We start from the raw sequence: 14,590 nt of genomic DNA, 5'->3' as shown, positions 1-14,590 counted from the left end.
GACATAGGATAGTTGCTACGGGACACGAAGTGTCGCGCAATGGTCGATCCGCCTTCCAGTGTCAAAGACAGAAGTATGCAGACTCAAACCACCACCCTGTGGGAATCGCTAGGCCGACTGTACCCACACATCAAGCCCATCCTGCCGCGGCTGATCCTGGGTCTGGTGTGCGCGCTGGGCGCCAGCCTGATGGCCCTGGCCATCCCACAGGTGTTCCGGGTGCTCATCAATGATGCCCTCGCCATTGGTGGGGCGTCGTCGACCGTGTGGATTGCTGCCGGAGTGGTACTGCTTCTTGGCGTCCTTGAGGCAACGTTCGTCGCGCTGCGCCGCCAGTTTGTCATTGCCCCGGCGACGACAGTTGAGACGAACATGCGGACGTCCTTCTACCGCCACCTGCAGGACCTCACCGTCGCCTTCCACGACCGCTGGGGCAGTGGGCAGCTGCTCTCCCGGGCCATGACCGACCTGAACCTGATGCGCCGCTGGATGGCGTTTGGGCTGATCATGCTCGTGGTCACGTCGCTGACCGTCGTGATCGGCGTCGTCATCATGTTCCTCACCTCCTGGGCGCTGGCCCTGATCTTCCTGGCCGCCGCACTGCCGATCATGATTTATGGGTTCCGGTTCCGCACCTCCTACAGCAAGGTGTCCCGCAAAAGCCAGGACCAGGCCGGCGACCTGGCCACCACCGTCGAGGAATCGGTCCACGGCATCCGGGTCCTGAAGGCCTTCGGCCGAAGCCGGGAAGCCCTCGAGGGGTTCAACCTGCAGGCCGAAGAACTGCGGCAGACCGAAATCTACAAGGCCCGTTCCCTGGCCAACTTCTCCCTGATCGTCACCCTGCTGCCGGAACTGGCCCTCGGCGCGTCGCTGGTGGTGGGTGTTCTCTTCGCCGCCAACGGGGACCTCTCGATCGGCGCCCTCGTGGCGTTCTTCGCGACGGCGGCCGTGGTCGCGACCCCCGTCGAGTTCATCGGCCCCCTGCTGGCCATGACCTTCACCGCGAAGACCGCCATCGACCGGCACTACGAGGTCATGGAGTCGGTCAACACGATCACCGACCCGGAGAAACCGGTCCGGCTGATCGACCCCCGCGGCGAAGTGACCTTCACCGACGTGCACTTCCGCTACCCGGATGCCGAGGAGGGCACCACCGATGTGCTCAACAGCATCAACCTCACCATGCGGGCGGGTGAGACGATGGCGCTGGTCGGCGTCACCGGGTGCGGCAAAAGCACCCTCCTGCAACTGGTCCCCCGCCTGTACGAGGTGACCGGCGGATCCATCAGGATCGACGGCACCGACCTGCGGGAGATCTCCATCGCCGACCTGCGGACCCACGTATCGGTGGCCTTCGAGGACACCACGCTGTTCTCCAGCTCGGTCCGGGAGAACGTCCTGATGGGCGCCGAACCGCGTGACGACCAACACGCAGCGGAAATCCTTCAGGAAGCACTGGACGTCGCCCAGGCACACTTTGCGTACTCGCTGCCCGACGGCGTCGACACCCTGATCGGCGAGGAGGGGCTGAGCCTCTCCGGCGGACAGCGGCAGCGGATCGCACTGGCCCGTTCCATCGCCTCGAAGCCACGGGTCCTGGTGCTCGACGATCCACTCTCCGCCCTCGATGTGCGCACCGAGGAACTCGTCGAGGAGGGTCTGCGTAAGGTGCTCGACCAGACCACCACACTGATCGTCGCGCACCGGCCGTCGACGGTCGCCCTCGCGGACCGGGTGGCGTTGCTCGAGGACGGGCGGGTGACCGACGTCGGCACCCACACCGAGCTGCTGGCCCGGAACACCCACTACCGCTATGTGATCGCCAGCCTGCCGGACGGGCCCACCGACCTGGACACCGAGCTCGAAGATCTGAAGAACGACGACGAGGGGGCGCTCACGTGAGCACATCACCACAGCCGGACAGCGGCTCGACGCCCGGTAAGGGTACGCCCGCCGGCGCCACCTCGTCGGGCGCAACCTCCTCCGGCACCACCAATGAGGACGACGTCCTTCTCTCCAAGGCCCAGAACAAGTCGGTTCGCTCCCGCTCGTTCCGGCTGCTCGGCTCGCTGATCCGCCCCAACCGACGGCAGTTCATCTGGACCATCTCCCTGGTGGTCGGCTCCCAGGCAGCACGTGTCGCCGGTCCGGCGATCATCGCCTTCGGCATCGACAATGCTCTGCCTGCGCTGCTCGACGGCGACCCGACCTTTCTTTGGCTCGCTGGCATCACCTACCTGATCGCCGCCGTCCTGACCGCCTTCCTGACCGCGGGCTATGTGCGGGCGACCGCGCTGCTCAGCCAGGCGATGCTGCTGGACTTGCGGTTGCGGGTCTTCCGGCACACGCAACGCCTCAGTCTTGAATTCCATGAGAAGTACACGTCGGGGCGGATCATCTCGCGGCAGACCTCCGACCTGGAGGCGCTGCGCGAACTGCTGGACTCCGGCGTCAGCTCCCTCGCCTCGGGGGTCATGTACATGCTGTTCACGGCGATCACCATCTTCGTCCTCGACTGGCGGACCGGGCTGCTGATTCTGGTTGCCGCGGTACCGATGTTCTTCCTGGCCCGCTGGTACCAGAAGCACTCCCAGATCGCCTTCCGTTCCTCACGGGTGGTGTCGGCAAGACTGATCGTGCACTTCATCGAGACGATGACCGGCATCCGCGCGGTCAAGGCCTTCCGCCGTGAAGAAGCCAACGCCGCTAAGTATGACGAGCTGGCCGAGGATTACCGCCGGGTCACCGTCCGCTCGATCAACCTCAACGGAATTTTCCAGCCGGGACTGGTGCTGATCGGCAACGTGACCGTGGCAGTGGTGCTGCTGGTCGGTGGCTTCCGGGTGCTCGACGGCACGCTCGCGGTCGGCGCCCTCCTTGCCCTCCTGCTCTACAGCAAGCGGTTCTTCCAGCCGGTCGACCAGATGGCCATGTTCTACAACTCATTCCAGTCTGCGTCAGCGGCGCTGGAGAAGGTGTCCGGCCTGCTCGAGGAAGTGCCGACCGTCCGCCCACCAAAGAACCCCGTGCCGCTGAAAGATCCCCGCGGCGAGATCACGTTCGACGGCGTCGAATTCCGTTACGGGGACGGCCCCCTCATCCTGCCCACCATGGACCTGCGGATCCCGGCCGGCCAGACCATCGCACTCGTCGGTCAGACCGGCGCCGGCAAGTCCACCCTGGCCAAGGTCATTGCCCGGTTCTACGACGTCACGGCGGGAAGCATCACCCTCGACGGTGTCGACATCCGCCAGGTCGACCCACGGGACCTGCGGCGCGCCGTCGTCATGGTCACCCAGGAGGCGTTCCTCTTCAGCGGGTCGGTGGCGGACAACATTGCCCTCGGCAAGCCGGAGGCCAGCCGCGAGGAGATCGAGGAGGCGGCGCGGTCGGTTGGCGCCGACGAGTTCATCAGGTCCCTCCCCGACGGCTACGACACCGATGTGAACAAGCGCGGCGGCAGGGTGTCCTCCGGGCAACGGCAGCTGATCAGCTTCGCCCGCGCCTTCCTCGCCAACCCAGCAGTGCTGATCCTCGACGAGGCCACCTCGTCCCTCGACATCCCAAGCGAACGGCTGGTGCAGGAGGGCCTGCAGAAGCTGCTCGGCAACCGGACGGCGCTGATCATTGCGCACCGGCTGTCTACGGTTGCGATCGCCGACCGGGTGCTCGTGGTGCACAACGGGGAGGTCGTTGAGGATGGCACCCCGGCGGAGCTGATCGGCGGGGACGGGCGCTTCGCGACCCTGCACGCCGCCTGGCAGGAGACCCTCGTTTAGTTTTACTTCCCCGGGTGCTCGGGTATTCTTTAGAGGTTGCTTTGAATTCCGCTTCACGCGGTTGCTCAGGCACAATCGGGGTGTGGCGCAGCTTGGTAGCGCGCGTCGTTCGGGACGACGAGGTCGCAGGTTCAATTCCTGTCACCCCGACCAGTTTCAGGGCCCTGTGGTTCGGCTAGACGCCAATCGCAGGGCCCTTTTTCATCCAGGCCACGGCACAGCTGCTCACGCTCCGACGCATGATCCCACCGATCGGAGGCTGTCGCTGGGATAGTCCAGACAATCCCACTGACTGACACCCGCCAGTGGGATATTGCGTGCGCGAACAGGCCCCAGAGGACTCGGGCCCAAAGGCTCAGGCGAAGGTGAGCCCGGTCAGCCGCTCGTAGGCCTCGATGTACCGGGCCCGGGTCTTCTCGATGATCTCGTCGGGAAGCGCGGGCGGTGTGGAGGTCTTGTCCCACCCGGACGCGTCCGAAGTCAGCCAGTCACGGACAAACTGCTTGTCGAAGGAGGGCTGCGCCCGCCCCGGCGCGTAAAGGGAAGCATCCCAGAACCGCGACGAGTCGGGAGTCAGCACCTCATCGCCCAGGGTGATCTCGCCGTCGCCCGACAGCCCGAACTCCACCTTCGTGTCGGCCAGGATGATCCCCCGGGACCGGGCAATCTCCTCGGCCCGGCCATAGATCGCCAGCGTCAACCGCTGCAGCTCCGACGCCACTGACGGGCCGACGAGGGCGACGACGTCGTCGTACGCAATGTTCTCGTCGTGGTCCCCCACGGCGGCCTTGGCCGACGGCGTAAACACTGCCGGCTCCAGCCGGGACCCGTCCACCAGGCCGGGCGGCAGCGGAAGCGAGCACACAGTTCCCGACGAGCGGTACTCCAGGAGGCCGGACCCGGTCAGGTAGCCGCGGGCAATGCATTCCACCGGGAACATGTCGAGCTTCCGGCAGATCATCGCCCGGCCAGCGACCACGTCGGGCACATCGGTCGAGAGCACGTGGTTGGGCACCTCGGCGAGCTGGTCAAACCACCACAGGCTCAGCTGGGTCAGAACCCGGCCCTTGTCGGGGATTTCCGAGGTGAGCACGTGGTCGTACGCGCTAATCCGGTCGCTCGCCACCACGAGCACCCGATCATCGGGCCCGGTCAGCGGCGAGTACAGGTCCCGCACCTTTCCCGAGTAGACGTGCTTCCACCCAGGAACCTCGACGAACGGCGGGGCGAAGACCACGCTCATGCCCCCGTCGGGGTGGAGGCGGATCCGGCGGACAGCGCCGTGACGGGCGAGGGCGCGGGCGAGGCGACCACGATACCGCCCTGCGCGGCGACCAGTGCAATGTCGGTCCGGTACTGCCCGCCCTTCAACTTCAGCTCGGCCAGGCCGCTGTAGGCCTTGGCCCGGGCGGCGGCGAGGTCATCGCCGAGCCCGACGACGGCGAGCACCCTGCCGCCGGCGGACACCACTTTGCCGCGCTTCTTGGCGGTTCCAGCGTGCAGCACCTGCACGCCGTCGATTGCCTCGGCCTTCTTCAGCCCGCGTACCCGGTCCCCGGTCCGGGGAGCGTCGGGATAGTTCGCTGAGGCGAGGACCACCGACACCGCTGTCTGGGGCGACCAGTGCAGCCGTTCAACCCGGTCCAGTTCGCCCTTCGCCGCAGCCAGCAGCACCCCGCCCAGCGGGGTCTTCAGCCGTGCCAGCACGGCCTGGGTCTCGGGGTCGCCGAAGCGGGCGTTGAATTCAATGACCCGCAGGCCGCGGGTCGTCAGGGCCAGACCCACGTAGAGGACTCCCACAAACGGGGTACCGCGGTGGGCCATCTCGTCGATGGTGGGCTGCGCTACCCGGGCAATGACCTCATCAACCAGGCCCGCCGGTGCCCACTCCAGCGGCGAGTAGGCACCCATGCCGCCGGTGTTCGGGCCCTGGTCGCCGTCGTGAATGCGTTTGAAATCCTGGGCGGGCGCGAGGGGCAGTACGTTCAGCCCGTCCGAGAGAACGAAGAGTGAGACCTCGGGTCCGTCCAGGAACTCCTCGATCACCACCGTTCCGCCAGCGTCGAAGCAGGCCTGCGCGTGGGCGAGCGCCTCGGTCCGATCCTCAGTGACCACCACTCCCTTGCCCGCGGCCAGTCCGTCATCCTTGACCACGTACGGGGCTCCGAAGATATCGAGTGCATCTGCGGCCTGCTCGGCTGTCGAGGCGACGCGCGCCATCCCGGTGGGAACGTTTGCCGCCGCCATGATCTGCTTGGCGAACGCCTTGGAGGCCTCCAGCTGCGCCGCCTCCCGCGACGGACCGAAGACGGGGATCCCCGCGGCCCGCAGCGCGTCGGCAACTCCCGCGGCGAGCGGCGCTTCCGGACCGATCACCACCAGATCGGAGCCCAGCGACTGCGCCAGGGCGGTCACGGCGGCGGGGTCGACGGCGTCAACCGGATGGGTGGGCACCATCGCGCTGATTCCCGCATTGCCGGGGGCGGCGTGCACCTCGTGCACGAACGGATCGGCCAGCAGCGCTCGGACAAGGGCATGTTCGCGGCCGCCGGGGCCTATCACTAGAACCTTCACAGTAGATCAGCGTACTGGCTCCGCTGAGTACCCGCGAAGCTGTGACGGGCCGATTCGGCCTATGACAACCCATACCCGTGCCCAACGACTACGAATGAAGGTCATGAAAGCTTTACGACGCCTCGGGCGCAAGGGAACCATGCTGGCAGCACTCGCAGGGATTGTGTCGGCGGGCCTGGTGCTGGGCGTCGCCGAGCTGCTCGGTGCCTTCCTGACCGCCCGCGCCGCACCCCTGATCGCTCTGGGCTCCACCTTTATCGACTTCACCCCGCCGTGGCTGAAGGACTTCGCGATCGCCACCTTCGGCACCAACGACAAGGTCGCCCTCTTCGTCGGCATGGGTGTCACCATCGTCATCCTCGCCGCCATCCTTGGCGTGGTCGCCTACCGTCGGTGGGCGTTCGGTGTTGCCGGTGTGGTGCTTATGGGAGCTGTCATCGTGGCCGCGGTGATCTCCCGCGCCGGAGCCACGCTGGTGGATGCCATCCCCACAGTGATCGGCACCGCCGTCGGGCTGCTCGCGTTGCGGTTCCTCATCCGGGCGCTGCATACCGCGAACGACGACGTCGCCTCCGTAGCGACCACCTCGGACTCCAACGCATCGACCTCCAGCCAGACGGAGTCCACCCAGCCGAAAGCCAGCGGAACCAGCCGCCGCACCTTCTTCGCCGCCGCAGGCATCACCGCAGTTATCGCGGGTGCCGCGGCCTCCGGAGGCCGCGCCATCGCTGGCGCCCGTAATACGGTCAACATGGCCCGCGAAGCCCTCAGCTTTCCCGCACCGGCCAGCGCCGCACCCGCCATCCCGGCCGGGGTGGAAGCCGGCGTCGACGGTGTAGTCCCCTGGGTCACCCCCAACCCCGACTTCTACCGCATCGACACCGCACTGAGCGTGCCGCAGATCGACCTGGAAACCTGGGAACTGCGCGTCCATGGAATGGTCGAGGAAGAGTTCACCATCACCTTCCAGGACCTGCTCGACGCCGACCTGATCGAACGCCACATCACCCTGACCTGCGTGTCCAACCCCGTGGGCGGGAACCTGGCCGGCAACGCCAAATGGCTCGGCTACCCCCTCCGCGATCTGCTGGCCCGTGCGCGGCCCACCGCTGGCGCCGACATGGTGCTGTCCACCAGCACTGACGGCTTCAGCGCCTCTACCCCGCTGCCGATCCTGCAGGACGACAGAGACGCGATGCTCGCGATCTCGATGAACGGTGAGCCACTGCCTCTGGAACATGGCTATCCCGTCCGGATGGTGGTGCCCGGCCTGTACGGCTACGTTTCCGCCACCAAATGGGTGGTCGACCTGGAGGTCACCCGGTTTGCCGACAAGACCGCCTACTGGACCGACCGCGGATGGTCGGAAGAGGGCCCGATCAAGACCATGGCCCGCGTCGAGGTGCCCCGATCCTTCGCCCAGGTGCCTGCCGGGACCTCGATGATCGGTGGTACGGCCTGGGCCCAGCACCGTGGCATCACCAAAGTGGAGGTCCAGATTGACGGCGGCGACTGGGAGGAAGTCACCCTGGCGGCCGAAGCGTCGGTGGATACCTGGCGCCAGTGGTCCCACGAGGTGAACCTCGAATCCGGGTCGCACACGGTGCGCGCCCGTGCCTACGATCCCGACGGCGTGCAGACCGAGGAACGCGCCGATACCGTGCCCAACGGCGCCTCCGGCTGGCAGTCGGTGCAGTTCACCGCCGAATAGCTCGCCACCCCCAAAAACTTGTGCCCACCGGATGTCCGTTCCCTTCGGTGGGCACAAGCTCCACCCCCGCAGCCGATGAGCGATACTTGATTCATGCCTCAGACCTTCTCCACCTCCGACGCCGTCGACCTCGCCGTCCTGGAACGCAACGGTTTCATCGAATCCCGGCACCTCGGTTCAGCAGTAATCCTGGCCGCAGACGGGACGGTCGTCACCGAACTCGGAGACATCAGTTCCCCAGTCTTCCCCCGCTCCACCCTCAAGCCCTTCCAGGCCCTCGCCGCGATGCAGTCGGGGGTGCCGCTGCGCGGTCCCCAGGTGGCCCTGGCGGCCGCCAGCCACGTGGGCTCCCACGAGCACATGGACGTGGTCCGCACCATGCTCAGCGCCGCCGGAGTGTCCGAGGAACACCTCCAGTGCCCGGCCGACTGGCCCCAGGATGAGGAAGCCCGCAACTGGCTGATCCGCACCGACCGCGGCAAGCAGCGGATCGCCTTCAACTGCTCAGGCAAACACGCCGCTTTCCTCTGGGCTTGCACCGAGAACAACTGGGACCACTCCACCTACCTCGACCCGTCGCACCCGCTGCAGCAGCGGATTGCCACGGTGATCGAGGAGTACACCGAGGAGAAGGTTGCGCACTGGGGCGTCGATGGCTGCGGTGCTCCCCTGGCCGCGGTCTCCCTTAAGGGCCTGGCCCGCGGCATCGGCAAGTTCTCCCGGGCGCCGTCAGACAAGAACGCTGACGCCCGCGCGGCGACTATCGCCACCGCCATGCTCGACTACCCATGGGCCGTTCACGGCCGCGGCCGCGAGAACTCGGTGGTGATGGAGGATCTGGGCATCATCTCGAAGAATGGTGCGGAGGGCGTGCTCGTGATGGGTACCGACACCGGTGTCTCCCTGGCCCTGAAAATCCTGGACGGCAACATCCGCGCCACCACGCTGGTCGGCCTGACCCTGCTGGCCGCGGCTGGCGCGGTCGACGTCGACAAGGTGGGCGCCGTGCTGGAGAAGGTGGTGCCGCCCGTCCTCGGCGGAAACGAGCCGGTCGGTAAGCTCCGGCTCGCCGCACCGGTCATGGCCCTGCTGGACTAATCACCATGGCACGACGACGGATCCCCGCCACAGCGGGCCAACCCGCCCTGGACGCTGTTCGCTCCGGGACGGCTGCCCGAGCCGACACAGCAACAGCGGTCCGCTACGCCCTCGAGGAGCTCGCCGAGCGTGTCCCTGGGAACAGCGTCGAAGTTCGGGTCCCTCCCTTCGGCGTGGCGCAGTGCGTGCCCGGGCCGCGCCATACCCGGGGTACCCCGCCGAATGTGGTGGAAACCGACGCCGTCACGTGGCTGGCGCTCGTCACCGGCACACTGAACTGGCCCGACGCCGTCAGCGCCGGCAAGGTCGCGGCATCCGGCCAGCGGGCAAACCTGAGTGAGTGGTTGCCATTGTTTCCAGCCCCCGGCCCCCGCACTCCGTGAGTGCCCAGCATTCAATGCACCGGCCGTCCTTCATCGCTGAGGGCCTCCGGTCGACGGGGTCGGCGTTCCGTCGGCAGCCCCCCGCCGCCCTAATCACAGCCCTCGCTGTCACCGTCATCTACACAGTGTTCTCGGTGGCGCAGTGGAACCGGATGGACACCCCCTCCTGGGATCTCGGTATCTTCACCCAACTGGCCAAGGCCTACGCCGGGTTCGACGCTCCCATCGTCCCGATCAAGGGGGACGGGTTCAACCTGCTGGGAGACCATTTCCACCCGCTCCTGGTCCTCCTCGGGCCCGCCTACGCCTTCTTCCCCTCCGGGCTCACCCTGCTGGTACTGCAGAACATCCTGATCGGCGCCTCAGTCCTGGTGATCGCCCGGCTGGGCATCCGCCGGTTGGGGACCATCACCGGCACCTGTCTCGGCGCGGCCTACGGACTGTCGTGGGGACTACAGACGGCGGTCGCCGCCCAGTTTCACGAGATCGCGTTCGCCATCCTGCTGCTGGCCCTGGCACTCGAAGCAATGATCGACAGGCGGCTGCGCGCCGCCGTCGTCTGGGCCGGCCTGCTGGTCTTCGTGAAGGAGGATCTGGGGCTGACCGTTGCAGCGATCGGGCTGGTCATCGCGTGGCGCTACCGCGACCGGATCGGCCTGTGGCTCGCGGCCTGGGGACTCGGCTGGATGCTCCTGTCCGTCGCGGTGATCCTGCCCCTCCTCAACAGCGGCGGCCAGTACGACTATTCGGACCGGATCGACGTCCGCGGGATGCTTGCCGACCCGGTCGGGGCTCTGGTCACAATCTTTTCCGCCAGCGCCAAGTATGAAACCGTGTGGCTGCTGCTGCTGGCCGGTGGGTTCCTTTTCCTCAGGTCCCCCCTCACGCTGATCATGGTTCCCACCCTGGCCTGGCGTTTCGTTGCCGAAAACCCGGTGTACTGGGGCACTGAATGGCACTACAGCGCCGTCCTGATGCCGGTCCTGTTCGCCGCACTGATCGACGCCATCGACACGTCCCGGAGGTCGGAGCGGCGGTGGATGCGGGCGGCCGACGCCGCCGTCGTCCCTGCGGTGACCGTCGTCGCACTGCTCCTGCTGCCCAGCCAGCCGCTCGCCGCCCTCGCCAACCCGGAAACCTACCGACAGTCCGAGCGCTGGGAGACCGCCCAGCGCCTCATGGACCAGCTGCCCACAGGGGCCACCGTGGAGACCGGTGTGGTGCTGATGCCATACCTGGTCCCTCACACCGAGGTGTTCTGGCTGGGCTCCGAAAATCCGCCGCCCGATTTCCTCATCGTGGACAACCAGGACTGGAGCTGGGGGACCACCCATCCGGAAGACGCCGTGGCGCACGCCGAGGAAACCTACCCGGGCGAGTCCTACGAGCTGGTCTTCCAGGACGACGGGTATCAGGTGGTCAGGCGGATCGGCTAAACGCCGGTAGCCTTAAAGCATGAGCTCAGAGCAACCCCCACCCCGCAACGGGGACGCAGATGTGCCAGCACCCGACGCCGCGAACATGGCCCGCGAGACGCCTGCCCCCGCCAACACTCCGGACCACGATTCCGGCGACGTCGGCAAGGACTCCGGGGAGCAGGCTCCCGCACGCCGCGAGGTGACCGTTCGGCGCGCTCCGCGATTCGCCCCGTTCATGGGACTCGGCGTGCTGGTGGGAGTGGTCATCGCGGCAATCGTTGCCTACGCCGGCCCCGGCGACCCCACCCTGACCCGCGAATCTATTTTCGGATTCTTCATCATGGTGTTCGCGATTCCTGGGCTCCTGCTCGGCGCGCTCCTGGTTCTCGTCCTCGATCGAATCAGCGTCCGGCGCTCCCGCCGGGCCGTCGCAGAGCGCACCTACGACGACGAGTCACATACCGACTGACGGTGGAGCTGCCAGGGCCAGCGCGTGAGAGAATGATGCAATGGCTCGCGGTGACGGTAATCTTTCCCATGACCTTCTTCCAGGCGAGAAGGGACCCCAGGATGCCTGCGGTGTCTTCGGAGTCTGGGCCCCCGGCGAGGAGGTGGCCAAGCTCGCCTACTACGGTCTGTACGCGTTGCAGCATCGGGGACAGGAATCTGCGGGCATCGCCACCAGCGACGGCACCCGGATCAGCGTCTACAAGGACATGGGCCTCGTGTCCCAGGTCTTCGACGAGACCACCCTCAACACGCTGGAAGGGCATATCGCCGTCGGGCACTGCCGCTATTCCACCACCGGGTCCTCCAACTGGGCCAACGCGCAGCCCACGCTCGGTGCCACCGCCGTCGGCACCGTAGCCCTCGCCCACAACGGCAACCTGACCAACTCGGCCGACCTGTACCAGATGGTCCTCGCCCGCCACGGCAAGCCCCGCAGCGGCGAAATGGCCCAGGGCAACACCTCGGACACTGCCCTGGTGACAACGCTCCTGGCTGGTGACGACGGCCGGTCGCTTGAGGAAACCGCCCTGGAGCTGCTCCCCAAGATCAGCGGCGCTTTCTGCTTCGTCTTCATGGACGAAGGCACCCTTTACGCGGCCCGTGACCCGCACGGCGTCCGCCCCCTCGTCCTGGGCCGGCTGGAGCGCGGCTGGGTGGTCGCCTCCGAGCAGGCAGCCCTCGCCACCGTGGGCGCCAGCTTCATCCGCGAAGTCGAACCGGGCGAGTTCATCGCCATCGACGAGGACGGCGTCCGCACCCGGAAGTTCGCCGAGCCCACGAAGGCCGGCTGCGTCTTCGAATACGTCTACCTGGCCCGGCCTGACGCCGCCATCGCCGGCCGCTCCGTCTATGAGGCGCGCGTGGAGATGGGCCGCCAGCTGGCCCGCGAAAACTCCGCCGAGGCCGACGTCGTCATCCCCGTCCCCGAATCCGGCACCCCTGCCGCGGTGGGGTTCGCCGAACAGTCGGGCATCCCGTTCGCCCACGGGTTCGTCAAGAACTCCTACGTGGGCAGGACATTCATCCAGCCCAGCCAGACTCTCCGCCAGCTCGGCATCCGGCTGAAACTCAACGCGCTGGAGTCCGTCATCCGGGGCAAGCGGATCATCGTGGTGGACGACTCGATTGTGCGCGGCAACACCCAGCGGGCGGTGGTACGGATGCTCCGTGAGGCTGGCGCCGCGTCGGTCCACGTCAAGATCTCCTCCCCACCGGTCCGCTGGCCCTGCTTCTATGGGATCGACTTCGCCTCCCGTGCCGAGCTCATCGCCAATGGTGCAGCAGTGGAGCAGATCAGTAACTCCATCGGCGCCGACAGCCTCGCGTACATTTCCGAGGACGGGATGATTGCCGCGACCGAGCAGCCCCGTGAACGGCTATGTACCGCGTGCTTCACCGGTGACTACCCGATCGCGCTTCCTGCCGAGGAACGGCGCGGAAAGAACCTGCTGGAGCGCATCGATCCGGCCGAGGATCCCGGATCCAACGGCTGCGACCCCGGGCCCGACAGCGAGTTCGAGGCAGTCCTGACCGACGAAGACAAGAAAGAACGGGTATGACCACCAACTCCCCCATCACCTATGCCAGCGCCGGAGTTGACGTCGAGGCCGGCGATCGCGCCGTCGAATTGATGAAGGATGCCGTTCGCGCCACCCACGGACCCCAGGTCATCGGTGGGGTCGGCGGTTTCGCTGGCCTGTATGACGTGTCACGACTGCTGACCTACCGCAAGCCCCTCCTGGCGACGTCCACCGACGGCGTCGGCACCAAGGTAGCGATCGCGCAGGCGATGGACATCCACGACACCATCGGGTTTGACCTGGTGGGCATGGTGGTCGACGACATTGTGGTGGTGGGCGCCGAGCCCCTCTTCATGACCGACTACATTGCGTGCGGCAAGGTGGTGCCTGAACGCATTGCCGACATCGTGCGGGGTATCGCCGCGGCCTGCTCAGTTGCCGGGACCGCCCTGGTGGGCGGGGAAACCGCCGAGCACCCGGGTCTCCTGGGAGAACATGAGTACGACGTCGCGGGCGCCGCCACCGGCGTGGTCGAAGCCGACGCGCTCCTCGGCCCGGACCGGGTACGCGCGGGTGACGTGGTCATCGGGATGGCGTCGTCGGGCCTGCACTCCAACGGCTACTCACTGGTACGCCGGATTATCAACCAGGCCGGCTGGGCCCTGGACCGCCAGGTCAGCGAACTGGGACGCACGCTCGGCGAGGAACTCCTCGAGCCGACCCGCGTCTACGCCGCCGACTGCCTGGACCTGGCCCGCTTCCTGCCGGTCACCCACGATGCGGGCGTCCACGGCTTCAGCCACGTCACCGGCGGCGGTCTTGCCGCCAACCTGGCACGCGTCCTTCCGCACGGCCTGGAAGCCACAGTGGACCGGTCCACCTGGGAACTGCCAGCCATCTTCAAGCTGGTTGCAGAGCTCGGAGCCGTCCCGCTGCCGGACCTCGAGCGCACGCTCAACCTTGGCGTCGGAATGGTGGCGGTCGTGTCGGCGCCGGCCGCCGACGCTGCAGTGGCCCGGCTGACCGAGCGGGGCGTCCCCGCCTGGGTGATGGGGCAGATCGCCGAAGCCTCCAACGAGTCCACCGACGGACCGGATTACGTGCAGGGCGCCAAGGGCGTGGACGGCGGATCGGTACGCCTGGTCGGCCAGTACGCCTAGGTCAGGCGCGGTTTACAGCACAAAAAAGTGGGGTACCTGCAGAATCGCCGTCAGTTGACGGCTATTTTGCAGGTACCCCACTTCTTTAGAAGAGATTAACCAGTGCGGCGCGATCCGCCGTCGTCCTCGTCATCATCGACCCCATCAGCGTACTTGTCCGCGTAAGCCGAGTAATCCGGTTCAACCGGCTCCATCGGATCCGCCGAACGTTTGGAGGCTCGCTCGCCCGGGCCTGTGAGCTCTCGCTGCAGTGCCGTGTAGTCAGTTGCAGGACTGAAATACTTCATGTCCCGAGCCTGCTTGGTAGCTTTTGCCTTTTGACGGCCGCGCCCCATGGCGTGACCCCCTTTTGCGTCGATCCGGAGGTGGTCACTGGGGCCCTATCGGCCCAAGGCTGCAGCGAGGCCCCGGAGTATTTGGTCAGTTTGTCGTAC

General features: G+C 66.9%; 12 protein-coding genes and 1 tRNA gene. 10 read left to right on the top strand and 3 right to left on the bottom strand.

The genetic code is table 11. The annotated features are described in order from the left end of the window. Nucleotides 1–75 precede the first annotated feature (75 nt). The 3 genes from HMI57_RS09535 to HMI57_RS09525 all read left to right on the top strand — a co-directional run bounded on the left by HMI57_RS09535 (nt 76) and on the right by HMI57_RS09525 (nt 3,935). Nucleotides 76–1,905 (top strand): ABC transporter ATP-binding protein, encoded by a 1,830-nt coding sequence (locus HMI57_RS09535; RefSeq protein ID WP_171585728.1) that lies wholly within the window; start codon nt 76–78, stop codon nt 1,903–1,905. Continuing rightward, nucleotides 1,902–3,782, top strand: a complete 1,881-nt coding sequence (locus HMI57_RS09530) for an ABC transporter transmembrane domain-containing protein (protein WP_171585726.1) — start codon at nt 1,902–1,904, stop codon at nt 3,780–3,782. Before HMI57_RS09535 ends, HMI57_RS09530 begins: the two co-directional genes overlap by 4 nt. A gap of 76 nt (nt 3,783–3,858) precedes the next feature. Continuing rightward, nucleotides 3,859–3,935: transfer RNA gene (locus HMI57_RS09525), tRNA-Pro, on the top strand. 202 nt (nt 3,936–4,137) lie between these two features. Here HMI57_RS09525 and HMI57_RS09520 read toward each other — a convergent pair. Beyond that, nucleotides 4,138–5,025 (bottom strand): phosphoribosylaminoimidazolesuccinocarboxamide synthase, encoded by an 888-nt coding sequence (locus HMI57_RS09520; RefSeq protein WP_171585724.1) that lies wholly within the window; start codon nt 5,023–5,025, stop codon nt 4,138–4,140. Beyond that, a complete protein-coding gene (gene purD, locus HMI57_RS09515) occupies nt 5,022–6,356 on the bottom strand; it encodes a phosphoribosylamine--glycine ligase (RefSeq protein ID WP_171585723.1) in 1,335 nt (444 codons plus the stop codon). The genes HMI57_RS09520 and purD overlap by 4 nt, the downstream gene beginning before the upstream one ends. Nucleotides 6,357–6,459: 103 nt before the next feature. Here purD and HMI57_RS09510 point away from each other — a divergent pair, with 103 nt between their 5' ends. From HMI57_RS09510 to purM, 7 genes are all read left to right on the top strand, one after another. Further along, nucleotides 6,460–8,067, top strand: a complete 1,608-nt coding sequence (locus tag HMI57_RS09510) for a molybdopterin-dependent oxidoreductase (RefSeq protein ID WP_228721030.1) — start codon at nt 6,460–6,462, stop codon at nt 8,065–8,067. Nucleotides 8,068–8,160: 93 nt separating this feature from the next. Further along, nucleotides 8,161–9,165: an asparaginase gene (locus HMI57_RS09505; RefSeq protein WP_171585722.1), complete on the top strand. Its 1,005-nt coding sequence runs from the start codon at nt 8,161–8,163 to the stop codon at nt 9,163–9,165. A 5-nt stretch (nt 9,166–9,170) separates the two neighbouring features. After that, on the top strand, nt 9,171–9,548 hold the full coding sequence (locus HMI57_RS09500) for a sterol carrier family protein (RefSeq protein ID WP_171585720.1): 378 nt from the start codon (nt 9,171–9,173) through the stop codon (nt 9,546–9,548). Then, nucleotides 9,545–10,984, top strand: coding sequence for a DUF2079 domain-containing protein (locus HMI57_RS09495; protein WP_171585719.1), 1,440 nt, complete (start codon nt 9,545–9,547; stop codon nt 10,982–10,984). The genes HMI57_RS09500 and HMI57_RS09495 overlap by 4 nt, the downstream gene beginning before the upstream one ends. 19 nt (nt 10,985–11,003) lie before the next feature. Continuing rightward, entirely contained in the window at nt 11,004–11,435 is a 432-nt protein-coding gene (locus tag HMI57_RS19090; RefSeq protein ID WP_228721029.1) for a hypothetical protein, read from the top strand. Between the two features lie 40 nt (nt 11,436–11,475). Beyond that, nucleotides 11,476–13,035 (top strand): amidophosphoribosyltransferase, encoded by a 1,560-nt coding sequence (purF, locus tag HMI57_RS09485; protein ID WP_171585718.1) that lies wholly within the window; start codon nt 11,476–11,478, stop codon nt 13,033–13,035. Then, nucleotides 13,032–14,156 carry a phosphoribosylformylglycinamidine cyclo-ligase gene (gene purM / locus HMI57_RS09480; RefSeq protein WP_171585717.1) on the top strand — a complete coding sequence of 375 codons (1,125 nt, stop codon included), beginning with the start codon at nt 13,032–13,034 and terminating at the stop codon, nt 14,154–14,156. The genes purF and purM overlap by 4 nt, the downstream gene beginning before the upstream one ends. A gap of 95 nt (nt 14,157–14,251) precedes the next feature. Here purM and HMI57_RS09475 read toward each other — a convergent pair whose 3' ends face one another. Continuing rightward, complete coding sequence (locus tag HMI57_RS09475; RefSeq protein ID WP_171585716.1) at nt 14,252–14,491, bottom strand: DUF3073 domain-containing protein; 240 nt, start codon at nt 14,489–14,491, stop codon at nt 14,252–14,254. Nucleotides 14,492–14,590: the final 99 nt, after the last annotated feature.

The sequence above is a fragment of the Arthrobacter sp. 260 genome, from assembly GCF_013116745.1.
In the GTDB taxonomy this organism is placed as follows: Bacteria; Actinomycetota; Actinomycetes; order Actinomycetales; family Micrococcaceae; genus Arthrobacter_D.
The sequence above is the reverse complement of the archived record's forward strand: the minus strand, read 5'-3'. Positions and strand labels throughout refer to the sequence as shown.

What these genes read in the sequence shown, in the direction of transcription:
- HMI57_RS09535 (WP_171585728.1), top strand. Translation starts at nt 76, where the DNA reads ATGCAGACTCAAACCACCACCCTGTGGGAATCGCTAGGCCGACTGTAC.
- HMI57_RS09520 (WP_171585724.1), bottom strand. Translation starts at nt 5,025, where the DNA reads ATGAGCGTGGTCTTCGCCCCGCCGTTCGTCGAGGTTCCTGGGTGGAAG.
- HMI57_RS09510 (WP_228721030.1), top strand. Translation starts at nt 6,460, where the DNA reads ATGAAAGCTTTACGACGCCTCGGGCGCAAGGGAACCATGCTGGCAGCA.
- HMI57_RS09505 (WP_171585722.1), top strand. Translation starts at nt 8,161, where the DNA reads ATGCCTCAGACCTTCTCCACCTCCGACGCCGTCGACCTCGCCGTCCTG.
- HMI57_RS09500 (WP_171585720.1), top strand. Translation starts at nt 9,171, where the DNA reads ATGGCACGACGACGGATCCCCGCCACAGCGGGCCAACCCGCCCTGGAC.
- HMI57_RS19090 (WP_228721029.1), top strand. Translation starts at nt 11,004, where the DNA reads ATGAGCTCAGAGCAACCCCCACCCCGCAACGGGGACGCAGATGTGCCA.
- purF (WP_171585718.1), top strand. Translation starts at nt 11,476, where the DNA reads ATGGCTCGCGGTGACGGTAATCTTTCCCATGACCTTCTTCCAGGCGAG.
- purM (WP_171585717.1), top strand. Translation starts at nt 13,032, where the DNA reads ATGACCACCAACTCCCCCATCACCTATGCCAGCGCCGGAGTTGACGTC.
- HMI57_RS09475 (WP_171585716.1), bottom strand. Translation starts at nt 14,491, where the DNA reads ATGGGGCGCGGCCGTCAAAAGGCAAAAGCTACCAAGCAGGCTCGGGAC.